This window comes from Clostridium sp. CTA-19 (assembly GCF_054767855.1).
In genome coordinates, this window is record NZ_BAAABH010000002.1 from 19012 (window position 1) to 40066 (window position 21055).

Annotated in this window: 23 protein-coding genes, 1 tRNA gene and 1 riboswitch; of the genes, 21 read left to right on the top strand and 3 right to left on the bottom strand. The window is 24.5% G+C overall.

The window, feature by feature from the left end; all coding sequences use genetic code 11:
* The first annotated feature begins 8 nt into the window (after nucleotides 1-8).
* From ACYUE0_RS01300 to ACYUE0_RS01315, 4 genes are all read left to right on the top strand, one after another.
* Nucleotides 9-557: an ECF transporter S component gene (locus ACYUE0_RS01300; protein ID WP_460269208.1), complete on the top strand. Its 549-nt coding sequence runs from the start codon at nucleotides 9-11 to the stop codon at nucleotides 555-557.
* Nucleotides 558-1179: 622 nt separating this feature from the next.
* Nucleotides 1180-1758 (top strand): non-canonical purine NTP pyrophosphatase, encoded by a 579-nt coding sequence (locus tag ACYUE0_RS01305; RefSeq protein WP_460269209.1) that lies wholly within the window; start codon nucleotides 1180-1182, stop codon nucleotides 1756-1758.
* Between the two features lie 545 nt (nucleotides 1759-2303).
* Nucleotides 2304-3044, top strand: coding sequence for a SatD family protein (locus ACYUE0_RS01310; protein WP_460269210.1), 741 nt, complete (start codon nucleotides 2304-2306; stop codon nucleotides 3042-3044).
* On the top strand, nucleotides 3034-3852 hold the full coding sequence (locus tag ACYUE0_RS01315) for a DUF3307 domain-containing protein (RefSeq protein WP_460269211.1): 819 nt from the start codon (nucleotides 3034-3036) through the stop codon (nucleotides 3850-3852). Before ACYUE0_RS01310 ends, ACYUE0_RS01315 begins: the two co-directional genes overlap by 11 nt.
* 37 nt (nucleotides 3853-3889) lie before the next feature.
* Here ACYUE0_RS01315 and ACYUE0_RS01320 read toward each other — a convergent pair whose 3' ends face one another.
* Nucleotides 3890-4273 (bottom strand): SatD family protein, encoded by a 384-nt coding sequence (locus tag ACYUE0_RS01320; RefSeq protein WP_010297402.1) that lies wholly within the window; start codon nucleotides 4271-4273, stop codon nucleotides 3890-3892.
* Nucleotides 4274-4674: 401 nt separating this feature from the next.
* Here ACYUE0_RS01320 and ACYUE0_RS01325 point away from each other — a divergent pair, with 401 nt between their 5' ends.
* From ACYUE0_RS01325 to ACYUE0_RS01350, 6 genes are all read left to right on the top strand, one after another.
* Nucleotides 4675-5358, top strand: coding sequence for a response regulator transcription factor (locus ACYUE0_RS01325; protein ID WP_460269212.1), 684 nt, complete (start codon nucleotides 4675-4677; stop codon nucleotides 5356-5358).
* Nucleotides 5359-5375: 17 nt separating this feature from the next.
* Nucleotides 5376-6800, top strand: a complete 1425-nt coding sequence (locus ACYUE0_RS01330) for a HAMP domain-containing sensor histidine kinase (protein WP_460269213.1) — start codon at nucleotides 5376-5378, stop codon at nucleotides 6798-6800.
* Between the two features lie 134 nt (nucleotides 6801-6934).
* The gene (locus ACYUE0_RS01335) at nucleotides 6935-8305 is read left to right on the top strand and encodes an MATE family efflux transporter (protein WP_460269214.1); all 1371 of its coding nucleotides are present in this window, start codon (nucleotides 6935-6937) and stop codon (nucleotides 8303-8305) included.
* Nucleotides 8306-8608: 303 nt separating this feature from the next.
* Nucleotides 8609-9214, top strand: coding sequence for a hypothetical protein (locus ACYUE0_RS01340; RefSeq protein ID WP_460269215.1), 606 nt, complete (start codon nucleotides 8609-8611; stop codon nucleotides 9212-9214).
* 112 nt (nucleotides 9215-9326) lie between these two features.
* Nucleotides 9327-9403 (top strand) — tRNA-Asp (locus tag ACYUE0_RS01345).
* A gap of 101 nt (nucleotides 9404-9504) precedes the next feature.
* Nucleotides 9505-9891 (top strand): YbgA family protein, encoded by a 387-nt coding sequence (locus ACYUE0_RS01350; RefSeq protein WP_061996579.1) that lies wholly within the window; start codon nucleotides 9505-9507, stop codon nucleotides 9889-9891.
* 37 nt (nucleotides 9892-9928) lie between these two features.
* On the opposite strand, the gene ACYUE0_RS01355 is transcribed toward ACYUE0_RS01350, so the two are convergent.
* Nucleotides 9929-10327, bottom strand: a complete 399-nt coding sequence (locus ACYUE0_RS01355; RefSeq protein ID WP_061996580.1) for a hypothetical protein — start codon at nucleotides 10325-10327, stop codon at nucleotides 9929-9931.
* A gap of 572 nt (nucleotides 10328-10899) precedes the next feature.
* Nucleotides 10900-10991, top strand: a riboswitch (NiCo riboswitch).
* A gap of 127 nt (nucleotides 10992-11118) precedes the next feature.
* Between ACYUE0_RS01355 and ACYUE0_RS01360 the strand changes: the two genes are divergently transcribed.
* Together ACYUE0_RS01360 and ACYUE0_RS01365 are read left to right on the top strand one after the other, a co-directional pair.
* The gene (locus tag ACYUE0_RS01360; protein ID WP_460269216.1) at nucleotides 11119-13641 is read left to right on the top strand and encodes an HAD-IC family P-type ATPase; all 2523 of its coding nucleotides are present in this window, start codon (nucleotides 11119-11121) and stop codon (nucleotides 13639-13641) included.
* Nucleotides 13642-13804: 163 nt separating this feature from the next.
* Nucleotides 13805-13930 (top strand): hypothetical protein, encoded by a 126-nt coding sequence (locus ACYUE0_RS01365; protein WP_460269364.1) that lies wholly within the window; start codon nucleotides 13805-13807, stop codon nucleotides 13928-13930.
* A 376-nt stretch (nucleotides 13931-14306) separates the two neighbouring features.
* Here ACYUE0_RS01365 and ACYUE0_RS01370 read toward each other — a convergent pair whose 3' ends face one another.
* Nucleotides 14307-15641, bottom strand: a complete 1335-nt coding sequence (locus ACYUE0_RS01370; RefSeq protein WP_460269217.1) for a hypothetical protein — start codon at nucleotides 15639-15641, stop codon at nucleotides 14307-14309.
* 209 nt (nucleotides 15642-15850) lie between these two features.
* On the opposite strand from ACYUE0_RS01370, the gene ACYUE0_RS01375 reads away from it, so the two are divergent.
* From ACYUE0_RS01375 to ACYUE0_RS01415, 9 genes are all read left to right on the top strand, one after another.
* On the top strand, nucleotides 15851-15997 hold the full coding sequence (locus tag ACYUE0_RS01375) for a hypothetical protein (RefSeq protein WP_157450937.1): 147 nt from the start codon (nucleotides 15851-15853) through the stop codon (nucleotides 15995-15997).
* Between the two features lie 72 nt (nucleotides 15998-16069).
* Nucleotides 16070-17338 (top strand): M16 family metallopeptidase, encoded by a 1269-nt coding sequence (locus ACYUE0_RS01380; RefSeq protein WP_460269218.1) that lies wholly within the window; start codon nucleotides 16070-16072, stop codon nucleotides 17336-17338.
* A gap of 14 nt (nucleotides 17339-17352) precedes the next feature.
* A complete protein-coding gene (locus ACYUE0_RS01385; protein WP_460269219.1) occupies nucleotides 17353-17925 on the top strand; it encodes a hypothetical protein in 573 nt (190 codons plus the stop codon).
* 2 nt (nucleotides 17926-17927) lie between these two features.
* The gene (locus tag ACYUE0_RS01390) at nucleotides 17928-18098 is read left to right on the top strand and encodes a hypothetical protein (protein WP_460269220.1); all 171 of its coding nucleotides are present in this window, start codon (nucleotides 17928-17930) and stop codon (nucleotides 18096-18098) included.
* Nucleotides 18099-18209: 111 nt separating this feature from the next.
* Complete coding sequence (locus ACYUE0_RS01395) at nucleotides 18210-18398, top strand: hypothetical protein (RefSeq protein WP_460269221.1); 189 nt, start codon at nucleotides 18210-18212, stop codon at nucleotides 18396-18398.
* A 215-nt stretch (nucleotides 18399-18613) separates the two neighbouring features.
* Nucleotides 18614-18805, top strand: coding sequence for a hypothetical protein (locus ACYUE0_RS01400; RefSeq protein WP_460269222.1), 192 nt, complete (start codon nucleotides 18614-18616; stop codon nucleotides 18803-18805).
* 51 nt (nucleotides 18806-18856) lie between these two features.
* The gene (locus ACYUE0_RS01405) at nucleotides 18857-19045 is read left to right on the top strand and encodes a hypothetical protein (RefSeq protein ID WP_460269221.1); all 189 of its coding nucleotides are present in this window, start codon (nucleotides 18857-18859) and stop codon (nucleotides 19043-19045) included.
* Nucleotides 19046-19117: 72 nt separating this feature from the next.
* Nucleotides 19118-19258 carry a hypothetical protein gene (locus ACYUE0_RS01410; RefSeq protein ID WP_460269223.1) on the top strand — a complete coding sequence of 47 codons (141 nt, stop codon included), beginning with the start codon at nucleotides 19118-19120 and terminating at the stop codon, nucleotides 19256-19258.
* Between the two features lie 73 nt (nucleotides 19259-19331).
* Nucleotides 19332-21053, top strand: a complete 1722-nt coding sequence (locus tag ACYUE0_RS01415) for a B12-binding domain-containing radical SAM protein (RefSeq protein ID WP_460269224.1) — start codon at nucleotides 19332-19334, stop codon at nucleotides 21051-21053.
* Nucleotides 21054-21055 lie beyond the last annotated feature (2 nt).

The following is a 21055-nucleotide window of genomic DNA, read 5'->3' on the forward strand; positions in this document are numbered from 1 at the left end:
TAAAAAATATGAGCAAATCAGATACATTTAAAATAGCTATAATTGGTGTAGCAATAGCTCTTAATATAGTAGGAGCATTTGTAGCGTTTAATTTGAGGATTCCCATATATCTAGACTCTATAGGAACTGTATTTATAAGTTTTTTGTTAGGACCTTATTTTGGTATAATAACTGGTTTTTTTAGTAGTATAGTTAGTGGTTTGACTTTTGATATATATTCTTTGTGGTTTTCTCCAGTTCAAATATGCACAGGTTTAATATTAGGAGTTATGTTTAAAAAGAAACTTTTAGAAGGATGGAAAATTCTTTTCGCAGTATTTTTTGCTACTATATTTATAAGTAGCGTAGGTGCAACTTTAACAGCATTCATATTTGGAGGTTTTACTTCTTCAGGGTCTAGTTATATAATAATCTTACTTAGAAAACTAGGTTTAGGTCCAATTTCAAGTGTTTTTTTAGTTCAATTTATTACAGATTATTTTGATAAACTAATTGCAGTATTATTTGTAGGTAAAGTTATAAAATTATTGAAATATAATAAAAAGATAGTGTTGTAAGTTGGAATAAAAATCTTTAAAGGATAACTTAAATAGTGATTTTATATTTTTATATCTTCTTTTGTAATAAATATAGGGAAACAAGCTCCAATTTAAATTTATTCAATAACTTTAAAATATTTTCATACAAGATACATTGTTGAATTCTAAGTGATTCGGAGCATGTCTCACTATTTTAGGTATCCAAGTTTTGGAATGGATAATTTTAAAAGTCAACTTGGAACCCTATATAGGGAAACAAGCTCCAATTTAAATTTAGTCAATAACTTTAAATTATTTATATACGAGATACAGTGTTGAATTCTAAGCGATTCAGAGCATGTCTCACTCTTAACTTTTAACTAAAATAATCTGTTAGTTATTGATAAAATATTAATTTGAATTTTCTCATTTGATAAATGAATAAGTTTAAAATTTAATTTGGAACCTTATATTAGACTAAAATTTATTTTTTTATTTATTTAATCTATTAATAGGTGTATTTTTAGTGTATAATTACTAAAAAATATATATATTTTAACATTTAATTACATAGTATGACAAGATAAAATATAGTTATGATAGTGTATATGTTATAATATTTTAATATGATAATATTTTTTATATAAGGAGGATGTAGGGGATGATGAAAGAAATTATTTTTGTAACAACCAATAAAGGCAAAATTGCTTCAGCGCAAAGAGAGTTAAAAAATATGAAAGTGTTACCATATAACGCAGAGCTTATAGAACCAAGAGGTGACGATATAAAGGAAATTGCAAAGCAAAAAGTTTTACAAGCGTATAAAATTGTGAAAAAACCTTGTATAGCACTAGATTCTGGCTTTTTTGTAGAAGCTTTAAATGGATTTCCAAAAGCTTATGTAAATCATATGCTAGAAACTATAGGTATAGAAGGACTTTTAAAATTAATGGACAAGGTAGAAAATAGAAAGTGTACTTTTAAATCTTGTCTTGCATATTACGATGGTACGAATATGGAGTTTTTTGAAAGTAATGATCATGGAACTTTGGCTCATAGTATAAGAGAAAATGAGAATAATGAAAAGTGGTCAAATCTTTGGTATATATTCAAGCCAAAAGGATTTTTAAAGACTTTAGCTGAATTTAATGAAGAAGATTTCTTAAGATATGATAATAACTCGAAAGATGATACTTGTATAAAAAAATTCGGAAATTGGTATGATACATATTGTAAATAAATTATTACATAATAAATTTTGTTTTAAAGTGGAGGGTACTATATGTTAAGAGTCCTTTCCACTTTATATTTATTATTAGGAATTAAAATTTAAAAAAATTTTATATGGAAAGATTTATATAAATATGAAATATGGGTAATAATAGATATAGTGCTTTAAGATATAAAGGAGTATTTAAATATAGATAGAATTTATATAAATATAAATATTTAAAATAAGAGATGTTAATTTTAAAAATACTATAAGTTTATATAAGAATTAAAAATAACATTTTAAATTATAATTAGAAATTTTGATTTCTAAAAGAGTGATGATATATTATGAAAAAATTTAAAAATAAAGAAAGGAGGAGCTGCTACAATTAAAACCTACAAATTAGCATAGAAATAATTGGATATTTGCAACCAAGATTAATATAGAATTTAAAAGCTATGGAGTGTTTTATAATAAACTTATGCACAAAGAAATGGAAATAATCTCTATATAGGTGTATTTATCTAGATTTTAAGTAGCAGAATGCTTTAAGTATGTATAGTGTAATCAATATGGACATTGTAAGCTCTAGAAAAATAAAAGATAGGGCTAATTTTCAAGAGGAACTAAAAATATATTTAAAAACTTTGAGTAAGAAATACTCTAAGATATTAGTTGCGCCAATAACATTTACATTAGGTGATGAATGGCAAATTGTTTCTAGCTCACCAGAGAAAAGTTATGATATTTTTAAAGAAATTCAAAGATATTTATTTAAAAAAAATATACAAGTATACTGTGGCATAGGTATAGGTGATATATCAACTAATCTTTCAAGAGACACTAGAGAGATGGATGGAGAAGTTTTTATAAATGGTAGAGAAGCTATAAATATAGCTAAGAAAACTAAAGGGTTCTATGGTCAGAATATTAAGTCAAAGCATAATAGAGTATTTTTCAAAGGTGCAGATTTACCAATCGATTTATATAATAAATTTATTTTAGATGAAATAGCTGTTACTTCTGAATATGATGATAATATAACTTTAAATCAAGTTATAAATTCAATTATTGAAAATAATGAAACTATAGAAAGTAAGTTTACAGAAAAGCAAAGAGAATTAATAGATTTGTATGAAAAACATGGATCATATAATAATATGATTTCTAAAGATGGTAATTTGTCTAAATCTAACATATCTCAAAGATTAAATTCTTGTAGTTATTTTTTAACTGTACATAATACAAGAATCATAAGATTATTATTAACAACATATATAAAAATAATTGAAAGGAGTAGTAATGTATTTTAGTTTATTTTTAGTTTATTTAATTTCACATATTACTTTTGATTTTATTTTTCAAAATAACAATATACTACAATTAAGGTTCCCAAAAGATAATTCAATTAAATCTATATTAAAAGGTAACTTTATTCATAGCTCTATTCATTTTTTAGGTATGAATTTATTTCTTTTGGGGTTTTATTTAGCAAATGGACAACCATTAGAAATCTTAAATAAATGTATACTTATTATTACTATATTTCATTTTGCTATAGATTGCTTAAAGTCAGGTTTAATATTAAAAAAACCATGGTTGAAAGAGGATGTAATAATTTTTTTATTAGATCAGTTTTTGCATTTATTGGTTATTGTTAATGTTTTTATTTTATGTGAAGACATGAAATTTAAAGAAGGATTAATAAAATTATTAAATTATAGGACAAGTTTTACATCTATGGATAGATTTTTAGCTATTGTTTTAATAATATTAATTTGTACAAATGTAACAGGAATATTTATTAAAGTGTTAATAAGAAGCTTAACAAGTAAAAAATATATAAAGGCAAGAAAAAATAATATATATATACCTATGAAAAATGATAATACAGGTGCTGAAAATGGTGGACTTATAATTGGAATATTAGAAAGATCCTTTATATTACTGATAATGGCCATAAACCAGGCCCCTCTAATAGGATTTGTATTAGCTACTAAATCTATAGCAAGGTTTAAAAAACTTGAAGATGAAAGTTTTGCAGAATATTTTATTATTGGGACTTTTATAAGTTTTATAATAGCAATGATAGGTGGAAAATTTATATATACTTTATTATAAGAAACACCAATAACAATTAAAATGTTATTGGTATTTCTTAGTCTTGTATAACTACTAATGAGCATTGATTCCTTTTAGCGTATTTAATAGCCTTTCTTGCTAAATAAAATGAAGGACCGTCAAGTTGATTTACAGTAAGTTCAAAATTATGAATTGTTATTTCACCTATTCCAATGCCTGTATAAAATTTTACATTTGAAGGTAGTTTACTTTTAAAAAAATCTAATATTTCTAAGTAAGGAGAATTTTCTTTTAAAAGTCCTTGCCATTCATCACCTAATGTTATTATAAAAGGAGCAACTATATAATCTTTAAATAAGGTGTTACATTCTTTTAATACATCAATAAGATATAATTGAAAGTCATGTCTATTTTCTAATAGTCTCGAATTTTTTATATCACATATAATTGTAACAAACATTATTAATCCTCCTAAATTTCAACATAAAGAGTATGAAGTTTACTCTATATAGTAAACTTGTATAAGGTTAACTATATTTTCTTAGAGTAAATATAGTTAAATAAAATTATATAAAATGTAATGTTAAATTCTAAGTTATTCAGAGCACGTCTCACTATTTTGAGTTTTCTCATTTTATAAATAAATAAGTTTAAAATTTAATTTGGAATCTTATATCTCACTCTCTGTTACTATAATATGTAAAAAAAATAAATTTGAAACAGTATTTTTTATAAAATAAGCATTCTAACTAAATATTTGTTTTAGTAGTTTAATTTAGAAACACTATAAAAAGTTGTAGAAATATAGTTTTTTATGATAATATTTACTAAAGATATTAGTTATTTTCAGGGGGAATTAAGATGAATGAAAAGGTTTTAGTCGTTGATGATGAAGAAGAAATACTTTCTTTAATTTCTGATGCTTTATCTGATGATGGCTACGTAGTATTTACTGCAAAAGATTGTGATGAGGCTTTAGAAAAACTTAAAATTAATCCAGATATAATATTATTAGATGTTATGATGCCTGGAAAAAACGGCTTTGAGTTTTGCACTGAAATAAGAGATGCGATTTCCTGTCCCATTATATTTATAACTGCCAAAATAAATGAAGCTGATTTATTAAAGGGTTTAGCTATAGGTGGAGATGATTATATTACAAAACCTTTTAGCATAAAAGGACTTAAAGCTAGAATAGGAGCACATATAAGGCGTGATAAAAGAAATTTTTCTATGGAAAATAAAAAATATATTATTTTTAATGATTTAAAAATTGATTTAAAAGGAAGAAAAGTTCTTTTAAAAGATGAGGAAGTTATTTTAACTAAAAGAGAATTTGATATAATTGAACTTTTAGCATTAAATAACGGACAAGTTTTTTCAAAAGAACAAATATATGAAAAAATTTGGGGATATAATGCAGAAGGCGATTCTTCAACAGTAGCTGAGCATATAAAGAAAATACGTTTTAAATTTAATAAGCATAATATTTCTAATAAATATATTTCTACTGTATGGGGTGTAGGATATAAGTGGGAGAACTAAGGAAGTAAGGTGAGCAAATGCTTAAAAAATATTCTATAAAAAAACAATTTATATCAACATTTTTCTTGGCTTTAATATTTAGCTTAATAAGTTTTGTTATATTGTTTTTAATATTTATGTATATATTAAATAGTGATATGTTATATCCAGCAAACTATTATGAAAGACAAATCCCGAAAATTGAAGATTATATAATGAAATGTGGGGATAATATATTAAATGAAACTGAAAAAGGAAATCTTGAAAATATAATACCTACTGAAGGTATAAAATATAAAGTTTATAACCTAAAAAATAAAAGTAGTTATGGTAATTTACAAATTAAAGATGAAGATAATAATTCTATTTTAAAAAAATTAAACACAGTAGATATAAATGCTTTTAATAATGTAACAAAAGTAGTTCCAATAATAAGTAATAATGGAACATTAGAAGGTGTAGTTTATTTAAATTATAATTTAAAAGCTTCAATTAATCCTCATAAAAAGTTAATAGGAACAGTTTTAGGTGTTGTTACTTTACTTAGTCCATTTATATTTATAATAATATATAGTATTATATTTGGTAGAAAATTAAGTAAAAACTTAAATGAACCTTTTAAACAGTTAATTGAAGCCTCAAATAAAATACAAGTTCAAGATTTAGATTTTAAATTAAATTATCCTTATGACAATGAAATAGGTAAACTTATGAAAAGTTTTGAATCAATGAGGGTTGAGTTGGATAAAACTTTAACTAAACAATGGGAAACAGAAAAGGAAAAAACAGATATGATTAATGCATTATCTCATGATTTAAGAACACCACTTACAGTTATTAAAGGTCATGTGGAGCTTTTGCAAGATGGTTCATATAAGAATGAAGAGAGGCTATTAAGATATCTAAACTCTATGGAAAATTCAGTCAATAGAGCAGTTTTATTGGTAGAAGATTTAAATTTATTATCCAAACTAGAAAATCCTGATTTTACATTACAAGTAGAACAAATTAATGTAAAAAGTTTTCTTGAAGATAAAATTGAGGAATATATACCATTTTCAAATAAGAAAAATATAAAATTAAGTTTAAATGAAATAAATATAGATGCAAATACTACATTTTTTTTAGATAGATTGAGAATTTCTCAAGTTTTAGATAATATAATTACAAATGGTTTAAGATTTTCTCCGGAAGGTGGAAAAATTCAAATTGATGTGGAATATGAAAAAGAAAACTTATTTTTTAAAGTTTGTGATAGTGGAGAAGGGTTTAATGAAGAAGATTTAAAAAATATTTTTACTAAATTTTATAGAGGGGACAAATCAAGAAGGAAATCTACAGGGAATTCAGGCTTGGGACTATATATTTCTAAAAGTTTAGTTGAAAAGCACAATGGAAACATTAAAGCTTATAATAGTGAAGATAGTGGAGCTATTATAGAGTTTTTTATAAAAAATCCTTAAAATAAGAGTCTATTAATTAGGCTCTTATTTAAATTTTTTCTTGTATATGGAATTAGGTTTTAATATTGTATATACTAAACAAGGTTTGTTAATTAAACTTAAAAACTAATAATACTAGTTTGGAGAATAAATTTATGGAAGAAAGAAAATTAAAAGAAAAACTTATAAAGATCACATGGCCTATTTTTATAGAGAGTATATTATTTTCATTACTTGGAGGAACTGATATTTTTATGCTAGGAAGGTACTCAGATAATGCAGTTGCTGCAGTTGGTGTGGCAAATCAGCTTATGTTTATGGTGAATTTAACCTTTGCAATAATAACTGCTGGTACGTCAATTTTAGTGTCTCAATATATTGGTCATAATAAAGAGTATAAAAAAGGTAATGAAAATATAATTAAAGTAAGTATAGTATCAATAGTGTTTAATCTTATTATTGGAATAATAATAAGTATTTTAATGGTTATGGGAGGAACTGTTTTATTAAAAGCTTTAAATACAGCAGATGAGCTTTTAATTTATGGAAATAGTTATGTGAGTTTTGTTGGTGGGTTTGTGTTCATACAGGCACTTTCAATGACTTTTACTGCAATCTTAAGACCACACGGACTTACTAAGATTTGTATGATAGTAACATTTATAATGAATATAATTAATATTACTTTAAATTACATATTAATATTCGGAAACTTCAATTTACCAGCATTAGGTGTTAAAGGCGCAGCCATTTCAACAACTTTAAGTAAAATTATTGGGACTATAATCTTAGGAATAGTTGTTTATAGAAAAGTATTGAAAGATTTTAAATTAAGCCTATTTGAAAAATTCCCAATGGAAGATTTTAAAAATATCTTAATAATAGGAATTCCAGCAGCTGGTGAGGAAATATCCTATAGTCTTTCACAGTTAGTTGTTACAGGGTTTATTAATTTGATTAGCATAAACTCTATGGCAACTAAAAGCTACATAGCTAATATTGCAAGCTTTGCTTATTTATTTTCAGCATCATTGGCACAAGGGTGTAGTATACTTGTTGGACAATTAGTAGGAGAAGAAGAAACTGAGTTAGCATATAAATTATGTTTAAAATGCTTGAAAAAAGCAATGATTGTTACAACAACGGTTAGCTTTATATTTCTTTTACTTGGAAAGCATATACTTGGAATATTTACATCAAATGAAGAAATAATAGCTCTTGGATTTATAGTTCTATTTGTAGATTTAATATTAGAACCAGGAAGAACTATAAATTTAGTTGGTATTACATCTTTAAGAGCTACAGGTGATGTTAAATTTCCTGTATGTATAGGTATTTTTTCAATGTGGATATTTGGAGTTGGACTTGCATACATACTAGGAATAAAATTAGGCCTTGGACTTGTTGGAATGTGGATATCATTTGCAATAGATGAATGGTTTAGAGGAATATTAGTTTATAATAGATGGAAGAAAAGAAAATGGCTTGGGAAATCTTTTGTATCAAAGGCTAAAACAGTATCATAAATATATTTATAAAAATCAATAGGTAATATTTTATAGGAAATATCTCTAAAAATAGTATTAATATTATTTTTTAGGGATATTTTTAGTTTATACAGCCATTATATATATTATATTTTTTATTATTATATAATGTAGTAATAAATTAAAAGAAAGATATTTTATTGGAGTAAAATGGATTAGCTTTACGCACATGATTAGAATCCTATAGAATTTCAAATTTTTATGTATTAAGTTAACCTTTAAATTTGTATATTTATATTTAATTATTTAAAAATGATAATATTTGAAAGGAATAAATTTAAAATGAGTAATAGAAATAATAAATGGGCTATTAGAATAGCAGTAGTACTTGAGATATTTTTATTAGCTACTATTATGTTAAATATTATATTTAAACAATGGAATGGGTTGAATTTTTTAATTTTGGCTATTGTATGCATTACATTTCCATTTATAATTACTAGCATTGCTAATAAAAAAAATATAATATTACCTTATAATTTTCAATTAATATCTTTAGTGTTTATTGTACTTACAATATATTTTGGAGAATTTAAAAAATTTTATGTGAGATTTTGGTGGTGGGACTTATTTATTCACTCTATATTTGGTAGTTATGCAGTTCTTATAGCATTAAAATTAAATCAAGGAATTATTACAAATACAAAAGAAACAACTAAAAAACGGTTTCTTGTTTTTAAATTAATGAGTGCATTTAATTTTTCAATTGCGTTAGGTACTATGTGGGAAGTGTTTGAATTTGTAGGAGACTATTTATTTAAAACTAATATGGTAAAGGGTGGAATTGAAGACACTGTAACAGATTTAATTGTAAAAATTATAGCAGCTTTTATTACTTCTATGGTATGTTATTACCATGAAGCAAAATCTATAAATAGTAAAAGTTAATGTGTATATTAACTCAATGTAATAATAATATTTTACAATCTTTCCAAAAAGTATTGACAATTATAAAAAAATCATGTAATATAATGTATGTAATCAGTAAACATTGCGATATGGCCTAGTGGCTCAGTTGGTTAGAGTACCGGCCTGTCACGCCGGGGGTCGAGGGTTCGAGTCCCTTCTAGGTCGCCAAATTTGTTTACTGGTTATTTTTTTATCTAAATTTACAAAGTTCAAGTATGAGAGTCTAAACTTTAAAAATATTTAAATATATATGAAATGGGGTGTTTTAGTTGACAATAAAGGAAGATAGAAAAAACATAGATATTATTTGGTCCAAATATAAATATGTTGTAATGGAACGGTCTTATAAAGAGTATAAAGAAATAAGTAAAAATATAGGTTTGAACAATTATACATATAAAGAATTTAATGAAAAGCTAAACAAAGTAATAAAAGAAGCACCTATGAAAAGTCAAGTAATAAATACAGTTCATCATATATGGGGATATTTTAAAAAAGTTGCTACTGAAGAAGAAAAAACATGCCTTTTTGAAATGATAAAGGAATTTGAAGAAAATAGAAAAGACTTAACAGAAATAAAAAAACTTTTAAAGGAATATGCAATAAAATATGAATCAAAATATTTATTGCATAGTTATTATTTTGATTATAATTAAATTTTGTAGTATATAATAAAAAACCAATTAGATAATTTTATAACCTAATTGGTTTTTTATTTTCTATAATAGTATTAATAATTTTTTCTTTAATATATTCATTTTTATAAACAGTATCAAGAGAAAATCCACATTTTTTTGCTATTGCCATAAAAGTTAAATTTTCATTTGACTTTATTATTTTTTCAACGGCTCTATCAATTTTACCATCTATAACTCTTATTTCTTTATAGTATTTCATTCTTTCTAATACATATGTCCTAAGTTGAGGGTATTTATTTATAACAAAAGGAGTAATCTTTACCTTCTTCACAACCAAAGCAAAACTTAATCTTTGGTTATTATTTAAAATTTCTTTTATTGCATTATTTATATCGATTTTATATTCCTCAATATCTTTATAGGATGATGCATTACAATTTAAACAATTCTCCACCGCGATTCTCCTTATTCGACAAATTCTATTAACTTAATAATATACTATTATTAAACTATTGTAAATCCTTACATTAATATAGATTATATAGGGTTCCAAGTTGACTTTTAAAATTATCCATTCCAAAACTTAGATACCTAAAATAGTGAGACATGCTCCAAATCATTTAGAATTCAATGCTGAATCTTGTACGAAAATATTTTAAGGTTATTGAATAAATTTAAATTGGAGCTTGTTTCTTTATAGTACCTTGAATTTAATAAAAAATTTTAGATATATATAAGTAGAAAACTGAAAATCACTTAAAAAATACAATTAGTTTACATAATTAAAATTAAGTATATAAAAATAAATGTAAACTAAAATCAAAATTGAAAACTAATATAACTAAAGAATAAATCACTAGAGAAATGGTTAATTTATTTATATAGAATATAAAATTATATTTGAATCTATACATTGTAAATTAGAGATTATTTTATTAAAAAAAATAAAATTTTTGTTAAGTTGTAGAAACTATTTTGTTTATCACATATAATAATATGTAATCTCTTTGCACTGCATATAAATCTACAGTACAAACTGATCAGGCCGATGAATTATTTTGTTTATGGAGCCGGGCCTTAATTGGCAACAGGATTATAAAAACACCTGTGGGACAGTTTATTGTTCTACAGGTGTTTTTTGTATACCTTTAGAGCAATAAAACAAATAAGATCTTTAATGCAATGCCATAGAGCTATCAAACAAAATATTCTTGATAAATCAAGAATTAACGGAGGTAACTTTTTATGACAGAACAAAAAAAGGTAAATGAGTTTAATGGTTTAACTAAAGAAGAGGTAATTAAAGCTCAAGAGAGGTATGGCAAAAATCAGCTAATACCTGAGAAAAAAGAAAGTTTTTTTCTCAAAATTTTAGAAGTATTAAAAGAGCCTATGTTTTTACTCTTAATTTTAGCTGCAATTATATACTTTATACTAGGTGAACCACGAGATGGACTAGTAATGTTAATATTTGTAATTGGAATAATTAGTATTGATGTAATTCAAGAATGGAAAACAGATAAAACTTTAAGCGCACTTAAAAATTTATCAGCGCCGAATATAACTGTGATTAGAGATGGAGTAGAGTGCATTATAAATAGTGAAGACTTGGTTCCAAAGGATTTAATGATAATAAGTGAAGGAGTAAAGATTCCAGCAGATGGTAAACTAATTAAAGTTAGTGATCTTTGTGTAAATGAATCTTCTTTAACTGGTGAAGCTGAAGGTGTATGGAAATGTACAGATGATAGCGAGAATAAGGACTATTGGAAAAAAGATTATTGTTATGCAGGTACTTTAGTTACCCAAGGTAGTGGAATAGTTTTAGTAGATAAAATAGGAGCTGACACTGAATATGGAAAGATAGGTACTGATATAGCGAAAGCACCAGATATGCCGACACCACTTCAAAAACAAACTGGAAAATTGGTAAAGGTTTGTGCAATAATAGCAGCAGTCTTATTCTTATTAGTTTGTATAATCACGTATATAAATCTTTCAGACCATAACTTAAAAGATAGGATTATTGAGAGTATATTATCTGGAATAACTCTAGCCATGGCAATGATACCAGAGGAGTTTCCAGTTATTTTAACAGTGTTTTTATCTATGGGAGCTTGGAGGTTAGCAAAAAAGAAATCTTTAGTCCGAAGACTTCCATCAGTTGAGACTTTAGGAGCTGTGTCAATATTATGTGTAGATAAAACTGGTACTATTACAATGAATAAGATGGAACTAAGTGACACATGGACTTTTAATTGTGGTATAAAAGAGTTAAGTTATGTTATGGGAATGGCTTGTGAAACTGATGCTTATGATCCCATGGAACATGCTATGCTTAAGTATTGTGAAAATAATAATATAAGTAAAAAAGAATTATTTAGTGGAAATTTAATTTATGAGTATTCATTTACTAATGAAAATAAAATGATGGGTCACGTATGGGAAAAAGATAAAAAAGTTATTATAGCAGCTAAGGGGTCACCAGAAAAGATTTTAACTTTGTGTAATTTGAAACAAGAAGAAAATAAAAAAATACAAGAAAAGATACATTCAATGTCTTCTAAAGGATTAAGAGTAATTGCTATCGGTAAAATGGATATTGAGGATAAATCAAATATACCAACTACTTTAGAAGAATGTAGTTTAGAATTTTTAGGATTAATAGGGTTTATGGATCCACCAAGAGAATCTATAAAAGGTGATATAGAAAATTGTATTAAAGCAGGTATAAGAGTAGTTATGATTACTGGTGACAATGGAATAACAGCAAGTTCTATTGCAAAACAGGTTGGTATTCCCCATAGTAATGAAGTTATTACTGGTGATGAACTTAACAACATGAGTGATGAAATTCTTAGAGAACGAGTTAAAGAAGTTAGTATTTTTTCAAGAGTTGTACCAGAGCATAAAATGAGAATAGTAAAAGCATTTAAAGAAAATGGAGAAGTTGTTGCAATGACTGGTGATGGAGTAAATGACGCACCAGCCTTAAAATATGCAGATATTGGGATAGCTATGGGAAAAAAGGGCTCAGAAGTTTCAAGAGAAGCAGCAGATTTAATTTTATTAGATGATAATTTTTCAACTATAGTTGATACTATTAAAGATGGAAGAAGAATTTATGATAATATAAGAAAAGCCATTGGATATATATTTACAATTCATATACCAATTGCCTTTGCATCTTTATTAGGACCACTTCTTGGTATTAAATCATCGCTTTTATTATTACTACCAGTACATGTAGTGCTTTTAGAACTTGTAATAGATCCAACTTGTTCAATAGTATTAGAAAGACAACGTGCAGAAGATGATATTATGAATCGTAACCCTCGTAATCCTAATGAGGGAATATTAACTTCAAAAATTTTAGTCAAAAGTATAATACAAGGATTAGTTTTATTTGTAGCTTCTTTCGGAACGTATTATATAAGTTTAAATAATAATCCACTTAATGCTAATATAGCTCGCTCTATGGGGTTATCTATAATAATAATTTCTAATATATTGCTTGTTCAAGTTAATAGTTCTAATAAAGATTTTGCATATAAATCATTTATATATCTAAAAAAGGATCCAGTAATGTGGTTAGCAATAGGTGGAACAATTTTAGGGTTAGCTGTAATACTTTATTCACCACTTTCTAGTTTTTTAAGTTTAGCAGCACTTAGTATAAAACAATTAGGTACAGTTGTGATAATATCAATAATTTCAGTAATGTGGTATGAAATAGTGAAACTATTCAATAAAATAAAAAAATATTAAAAGTTTCTTTATAAGAACTGCTTTAAAATAGAAATTAAATTCTGTTTTAAGGCAGTTTGTTTATTTTATATAATTAATTTAATGTTATAATTAAAGGAAAAAATAAATACAATTATATTACATATATGTAAATGTGTTTCTTAAAATAGAAAGAGGGGAAATTATGATGTTAGTAGGTACTTTTGGGGTACTTTATACAATAATTATTTTAATTTTAACAGGATTAAGTGTGTATGCGCTAATTTTACTGATAAAAGCATTGAAAATATATATAAATAAGAATTCGTAATTTATATTCTATATGATTACAAAAAATCAAAAAACTAGGTAGAGTATATATGAAATTCTTAAATATAATTATATTATATAGGGTTCCAAGTTGACTTTTAAAATTACTTGTTCCAAAACCTGGATACCCCAAATAGTGAGACATGCTCCGAATCACTTAGAATTTAACACTGCATCTTGTATGAAAATATTTTAAAGTTATTAAATAAATTTTAAAATGCATTTATAATGTAAAACCATTATAAATGCATTTTTTAGATTAAATATATTATAGGTTTTAAACTTAAATATTAGCTTGTTTTATTGCTAGTTAACAAATTTAAATAAGATATAATTAAATTTTTATCTGTATATAGGGTTTAATTATTACTTTGAAGTTATACATTACAAGGGTCAAGTTTAAATATAAACTTCAGTATGTTATCAATTGTTAATCTATCTTCTATAGTATTATAATAATTAATAAATTTTAAAACTAACATATTGTTACATGTCAGAATCCCTAAAGATATCATTTCTAAAAGTTCATTTTTCAAGTCGTCAATTTGAGATGAATCATTTTCTTTAATAGCTATATTAAGCAGATTCTCCATAGAAGATACTAATATATTTGTAGAATTAAATTCTTTTGCATATTTTAACGCTTTATTAAAATATAGTTTGCTTAATTCGATTTTATCTAACTTAATAGCAGTTACACCTAAAATATTATATATATCTGTAGCATAACTTTTGAATTCAATGGTTTTATAATATTCTAATGAAGACACTGCTTTATCAAAGTATTTATTTAAATTTTTACTATCGTTTAGATATAGATATAATTCTAATATATTACATAAAGTAACTAAATTCATTTCAATATTATCATTACATAAAGAAAGAATAGTCTTATAAACTTTAAGAGAATCTGTATATAAGTTTTTTTCTTTAAAACAGTTTCCTTTTAACGTTAATAAGTTTATATTTCGAGTAGGATCTTTATCTAAAATAGAGTGAAAATCCTTTATAAGCAAATCTACTTCATCTAAAACTTTATCATAATCTTTTAAGTTCTTGTATGAAATTAGAGTATTATATCTAATTTTAAATTCATCTTCTAAAGGAATATTATCCATATAGGTAAAAGCTAAATTTGAAAATTTTATAGATTCATCATATCTTTTTAAGTTATTGCAACAGACAATTAGATTAATAATTAATTGAATTAAACTTAAGTTATTAAATAAATTATCATATGAATCTAATGATATTAAATAATGATTATAAGCTGAATTATACATTGAACATGATGTATAAATATTTCCTAACTTTAAATAAACATCTGCTTTTATATTTTTTAATCCATACTTATCTATTATTATTTTTACTTCTTTTATATAATTACTATAGCTATCATTTATTGCATTTATTCCTTCTAAGTTAAGCCAATTTAAAAAAGCATTACTTATATTTTTTGCTTGGTTTTCTTCAGAATCCAATAAATAATCCAATGATATGTCTTCATAACAGATATTTTTTTCAGCACATATTTTTTTGATGTTATCTATAAGAGCAATAGCTGTATTTTTATTTAGTTTAGCTTTATCAGTTTCTATCATACTAATCATATTTCTTGTTATATAGTTACCACTGAGCTCATATTGTTTTATTTTATATTTTTTGCGTAATTCTTTAAGTTTCATTCCTGGCGTAATTATTTTAGTGTTCATAGTAATACCTCCTTATCTTCTATATCATAATAGATATTTATAAAATTTTATCATAAATTTAAATTCGTTGTTAAATCCTATAACTATAGTATAAATTAAAAATTAAAAAAGTAAACAAAAAACTATTTACTTTTAGAAAAAGAAATGATATTATAAATATAAAGATTTAGAAAAAAAGTAATATTGTTGAAATAAAGGGGGAATTTTGAATGAATAAAAGAATAAAATTTATAAGTAGAGCTATTGTTTGTGCATTTTTATTTAGTTTTTGTATAAATGGGGCGTCAGCAAACATTGTTCATGCTAAAAATGCTAAACCTTTAAGTATTGATCCTAAGGAAGAAACAAAATTATAAAAGTAAGTTTTATAAACTTACCTTTCAAAATTGAAATTATCAATTTTCAGTTGTTCGTAAGTAGGTGAAAAAATGTATGAAACTTTAAATGTTTATTTGGAAAATGGACTAAGAATTTTAATGCATAAAATACCTAGGATAAAAACAATGTCTTGTGGAATTTGGATAAAACAAGGCAGTAAATATGAAACTGATGAAACTAATGGACTATCACATTTGATTGAGCATCTTATAGTAAACACATCGACTTCTAGCAATTCAGAATATAAAAAGCTAATTGATAAAATAACACTTAATGGCGTTGAATACAATGCAAGTACCACAAAAGAAACTACTTCGTTTTATTTCACAGGATTAGCAGCTATGCTACCACAATGTATAGAAGCTTTATCTCATATAGCAATTAATAATTTAGAATTTAATGAAGAAAACGTAGAGAATGAAAAAAAAGTTGTAATGCAAGAAGCAGTGTCTTTTTATTCTTCATTTAATCAAATCATAGAAAGAACAAGTCAAGCTTTATGGGGAAATTTAGATATTGGTAGAATAATTGTTGGTAATATGGATAATGTAAAAAATGCTAAATTAGATAGCATTAAAGAGATAATTAAGAATTCTTATACTCCAGAAAATGCAGTTCTAGTAGTAGTAGGAGATATAGATTATGAAAAAACATTAATGGAGGTAGAAAAGCATTTTAATGCTTGGAAAGATAATAAAACTAGAGAATACGAGGAAATAGTAAATAGTGAACCTGGAATATATTATAATTCATCTAATGGAAAAAATTCTGTTATATCAGTAGGGATTAGGATTCCTAAATATGATCCTATAAAAAAAGTTAATGTGGATATGATTTCAACTATATTAGGGAATCCTGGCTTAGAATCCAGATTAACACAAGAGATAAGAATTAAAAGGGGACTAGCCTATACGATAAATTCTTTTGTATCATATTATAAAGATAAAGGTACATTAGGTTTTACAGTAGTATGCAATGGAAATTCAGCTAAAGAAATAGTAGAAATTATAATGAAAGAACTTATGAGTGTAAAAAAACATGGGTTTACTGAACAAGAAATAGATATGGCAAAGAAAATATTAGAAACCAAAACAATATTAAGTATGAATAACTTAACATACCATTTGAAATTTCTTGGTAAAACATACTGTAGTGATAAACTATTTTCCTTAGAAAATGAAATAAGAAAATTCCAAAAAGTTAAAAATTCAGCACTAATAGAAACAATGGATCAATATTTTCTTGATAACAATTTAGGATTTGCAGGAATTGGAAGTTTTAATGTTGATGAAGTAATAAACTCCTTGAATTTTATTTAAAAGAAGGTGATTAAATGTCAGAAATTTCTTGCATATATGAGACAACACTAATTAATGAAAATGAAAAAGAAGACTTATTAGAAGGCAAAAATTTAGAAATTTTAATAGCGTTATTATCATCCACTAAAACAGCTACAGAAATATCTAAGGAATTAAATATACCTATATTTTCAACTCAACTTTATTTAAATAGATTATTAAAATGTAATTTAATAGAAATATCTAGTGTTAAAGTTTTGGATGGAAAAATAGAAAAAAAATATCAATTAACAAATACAGATATAGAATTCTTGAAAAATATTAAAATAAAAGGACAAAATAAAAACAAACTACAAATTAAACTAGCTGCAAATAAATTCTCAAATTTAACTAAAGATGTAATTGAAAAATTGTGTGAAAATAGGGATCATCCATATAAAATAAAAGCACATTTTATTAAAGCAGACAAAGAGAAAATGGAGGAATTTAAAATAGAACTGGAAAACCTTTTTGAAAAGTTTGAAAATTCAGAAAATAAAGATGCAAAAGATACGTATACATTTATAAGTACATTTGCACCATATAGGAGTTTAAAGGAGAGTGAGTAGTTATGAGTGAAAACATTAAAAACAAAATAAAAGATTCTAATGGGTGTTTTAAAAATGAAAAATTAAATGAGAAAGATAAAGAAGGCATATTAAGTATAACTGAAGAGGAAGTTAATATAAATTTAGAAGAGGAAAACAATGGGATTGGGTGTGAGATTAAAATAGAACCATAAATTTATATAAATAGTTATTTAATTTTTAAAAAAGTAATCTAAAATCAACACAAATTTAAATTGATGTTGATTTTAAATAATAAACATATTAATGAAAGTGGGGAAAATATAATGGAAAAAGAAAAAAATATAAAATTGAATTCATCAGATTTAAAAATTGAAAACGGTAAGGTAATTATTGAGTCAGAGGAATTAACTAATGTTTTAACAAATCAAGAATTAAATTTAGTAGGGGAAGATGATTTTTTAGAAGAAGAAAGTAATGCATCAAGTGATATTCATGTTCATGTTCACCTTTAAAAATTAGCTTTAAAAATTAGCTTTAATATTATATTTGGTATTAGAATCACATTTAAACTTATGTGTTTCAAGATTGTTCATTCCAAAAGAATAAATGTATTCTAAAAAAACTAACTGTAATAAATGTAAAAACAATGTTATTTCACTAGAATATTATAATGTTTAAGTTTGTTGTTAGTCCTAATTATATATATTAAGGAAAGTGGGGAATTATGATGGAAAAAAATAATGATAAAAAAGTAAAATTAAATTCATCAGATTTAAAAATTGAAAACGGCAAGGTAATTATTGAATCAGAGGAATTAAGTAATGTTTTAACAGACCAAGAATTAAACCTAGTAGGGGAAAATGATTTTTTAGAAGAAAGTAATGCAAGTGATATTCATATTCATGTTCATATAGATTAGTCAAAATGGTAAGTTAAGTGAAAAATACAATTAATAGAGGGGGAAAATATAATGGAAAAAGAAAAAAATATAAAATTAAATTCATCAGATTTAAAAATTGAAAACGGTAAGGTAATTATTGAGTCAGAGGAATTAACTAATGTTTTAACAAATCAAGAATTAAATTTAGTAGGGGAAGATGATTTTTTAGAAGAAGAAAGTAATGCTTCAAGTGATATTCATGTTCATGTTCATCTTTAAAAAATAGTAAAGTTATAGTTAGATTTTAAGTATTAATAATATTATATTATATGTGATATAGGAGAGATAAAAATGGAAAAAGAAAAAAATCAAAAAGTAATAAATAAGGATTGTGAAAAAATAGAAGAAAGTTTAGAAGTAACTGATACAGGAATTGACTTAGAGAATGAAGAAAGTAATGCAGTTGTTCTTGGTATATCTATGAGTGACTAATAAATAGTATAACACAAGTATAACACATGTAAAAATTTACATGTGTTATACTTAAAATTTAGGAGAAAAATCAATGAAGATTTTGTATATGGTTGAACCCAATAACCTTCCTATTACATTTAGAAATCCTGGAGAGTGGATACAATACGAAGAAATTAATGATAAAATAGAAATTGACAATTTAAATATGAAATTTTGGAATTTGATATGTAGTAATACATTTATTAATATCTTAGAAGATAATAATACTCTAGATATTGATAATGCATACTCTTATTTAGATAATGCTAAAAAATCATTAATAAATCTTAAAAAAAATAATACTTATAACAGTTTAGAAACATATACTAAAAACATCATACCATTAATTAAATATACGGAACAAATCAATTCATTAAATTTAGATTTTTATTTAAATATTTTAAATGGTATAAGAGCACTAGATGTAAATTATAATAATTTAAAATCAATTTTAAACTATTGTAAAAAGCAAACAACATTATACAAATTAATAGAGTCTTGTTTAAATGATTTTGATAAAGAGACAGACTTAGTTTTAATGAAAGTAAATTCACCATTTAGTTTATTAATTTCAATTTTAATAGCAAAAATAATTAAAAGAAAAAGTAATGCTCATATTTGTATTATAGAAAGTTCATATGAAAATTTTGCACTAAGTAATATTAAGGATCTTCTGTATGACGAAGATGAGTTTTTTAACATATTTGACACTATTGTAGATGGAATAGAAGATAAAGATAAGATAGTAAGTTCACTAATATGTGAGTTGAATATAGGAAATAAATTCAAAGGATTTGTAAAATTAAGCGATTTAAAACAAAATATACCGACAACTAATACAAGAATGATTCCATATGTAGAAGTCTTTACACCTAATACTGTATTATCAACTAGATTACTAAATTGTAGTTGTTATTGGAAAAAATGTTCATTTTGTGCTCAGAACTTAAAATATAATAACTCAATTGGTGATGTAAAACTAAATGAAATTATGACAAGGATTGCTTGTTATATAAATTCAGGATATAAAATTATAAATTTTACTGATGAAGCAGTTTCGCCTCAATTCTTAGATTCTTTTAGTAAAGAAATCTTAAGACAACATATAAAGTTTAGTTGGGTTTGTAGGTGTCGATTAGAAAGTTCATTATCAAAGGAACTTTTGCATCTTATGAGAGATGCAGGATGTAAGGAAATACTATATGGTGTAGAAAGTATTAGTCATAAAGTCTTAAAATTAATGAATAAACATCCTAATAAAATGGATAACACTTCAATTAAAGAAATTTTAAGAAATACTTATAGTGCTGGAATTAGGGTTCATGCTACAATAATAGTGGGGTTCCCAGGAGAAGAAATAAAAGATGCAATTGATACAGCAAATTTTATTAAGAACATTTTAAATGATATGAAAAATTCAGTTTGTTGGATTAATCAATTTACTTTATTTAAAAATACAGTTGTATATAATAATTCTGATTTATATAATATAAAAATTGATTATAATAACAACCCATTAGATTCTATTTATAGCTTTGATTATTTAGAAGGTGATTATACAAATAAAAAAGTATTAATAAATACAATAAACACAGTAAGTAATCAAATATATAATGGATTGGGATGGAAAAACTTTAATAATAATAAATTAATATTTGAAATTATGAGGATATATTTTTCTACATCCCATGGTTTTATTTTAAAAGAAAATGAAAGGCTATCATCAAATGATATAGAAAAAGTATTAAATAGACTAAATGAAATTTTAATTTGAAC

Excerpts from the sequence above, each read along its gene's own strand:
- ACYUE0_RS01410 (WP_460269223.1), top strand. The coding sequence starts at position 19,118 with ATGGAAAAAGAAAAAAATCAAAAAGTAATAAATAAGGATTGTGAAAAA.
- ACYUE0_RS01395 (WP_460269221.1), top strand. The coding sequence starts at position 18,210 with ATGGAAAAAGAAAAAAATATAAAATTGAATTCATCAGATTTAAAAATT.
- ACYUE0_RS01325 (WP_460269212.1), top strand. The coding sequence starts at position 4,675 with ATGAATGAAAAGGTTTTAGTCGTTGATGATGAAGAAGAAATACTTTCT.
- ACYUE0_RS01305 (WP_460269209.1), top strand. The coding sequence starts at position 1,180 with ATGATGAAAGAAATTATTTTTGTAACAACCAATAAAGGCAAAATTGCT.
- ACYUE0_RS01370 (WP_460269217.1), bottom strand. The coding sequence starts at position 15,641 with ATGAACACTAAAATAATTACGCCAGGAATGAAACTTAAAGAATTACGC.
- ACYUE0_RS01405 (WP_460269221.1), top strand. The coding sequence starts at position 18,857 with ATGGAAAAAGAAAAAAATATAAAATTAAATTCATCAGATTTAAAAATT.
- ACYUE0_RS01390 (WP_460269220.1), top strand. The coding sequence starts at position 17,928 with ATGAGTGAAAACATTAAAAACAAAATAAAAGATTCTAATGGGTGTTTT.
- ACYUE0_RS01330 (WP_460269213.1), top strand. The coding sequence starts at position 5,376 with ATGCTTAAAAAATATTCTATAAAAAAACAATTTATATCAACATTTTTC.
- ACYUE0_RS01315 (WP_460269211.1), top strand. The coding sequence starts at position 3,034 with ATGTATTTTAGTTTATTTTTAGTTTATTTAATTTCACATATTACTTTT.
- ACYUE0_RS01385 (WP_460269219.1), top strand. The coding sequence starts at position 17,353 with ATGTCAGAAATTTCTTGCATATATGAGACAACACTAATTAATGAAAAT.
- ACYUE0_RS01300 (WP_460269208.1), top strand. The coding sequence starts at position 9 with ATGAGCAAATCAGATACATTTAAAATAGCTATAATTGGTGTAGCAATA.
- ACYUE0_RS01375 (WP_157450937.1), top strand. The coding sequence starts at position 15,851 with ATGAATAAAAGAATAAAATTTATAAGTAGAGCTATTGTTTGTGCATTT.
- ACYUE0_RS01400 (WP_460269222.1), top strand. The coding sequence starts at position 18,614 with ATGGAAAAAAATAATGATAAAAAAGTAAAATTAAATTCATCAGATTTA.
- ACYUE0_RS01415 (WP_460269224.1), top strand. The coding sequence starts at position 19,332 with ATGAAGATTTTGTATATGGTTGAACCCAATAACCTTCCTATTACATTT.
- ACYUE0_RS01365 (WP_460269364.1), top strand. The coding sequence starts at position 13,805 with ATGATGTTAGTAGGTACTTTTGGGGTACTTTATACAATAATTATTTTA.
- ACYUE0_RS01380 (WP_460269218.1), top strand. The coding sequence starts at position 16,070 with ATGTATGAAACTTTAAATGTTTATTTGGAAAATGGACTAAGAATTTTA.
- ACYUE0_RS01360 (WP_460269216.1), top strand. The coding sequence starts at position 11,119 with ATGACAGAACAAAAAAAGGTAAATGAGTTTAATGGTTTAACTAAAGAA.
- ACYUE0_RS01310 (WP_460269210.1), top strand. The coding sequence starts at position 2,304 with ATGGACATTGTAAGCTCTAGAAAAATAAAAGATAGGGCTAATTTTCAA.
- ACYUE0_RS01320 (WP_010297402.1), bottom strand. The coding sequence starts at position 4,273 with ATGTTTGTTACAATTATATGTGATATAAAAAATTCGAGACTATTAGAA.
- ACYUE0_RS01340 (WP_460269215.1), top strand. The coding sequence starts at position 8,609 with ATGAGTAATAGAAATAATAAATGGGCTATTAGAATAGCAGTAGTACTT.
- ACYUE0_RS01335 (WP_460269214.1), top strand. The coding sequence starts at position 6,935 with ATGGAAGAAAGAAAATTAAAAGAAAAACTTATAAAGATCACATGGCCT.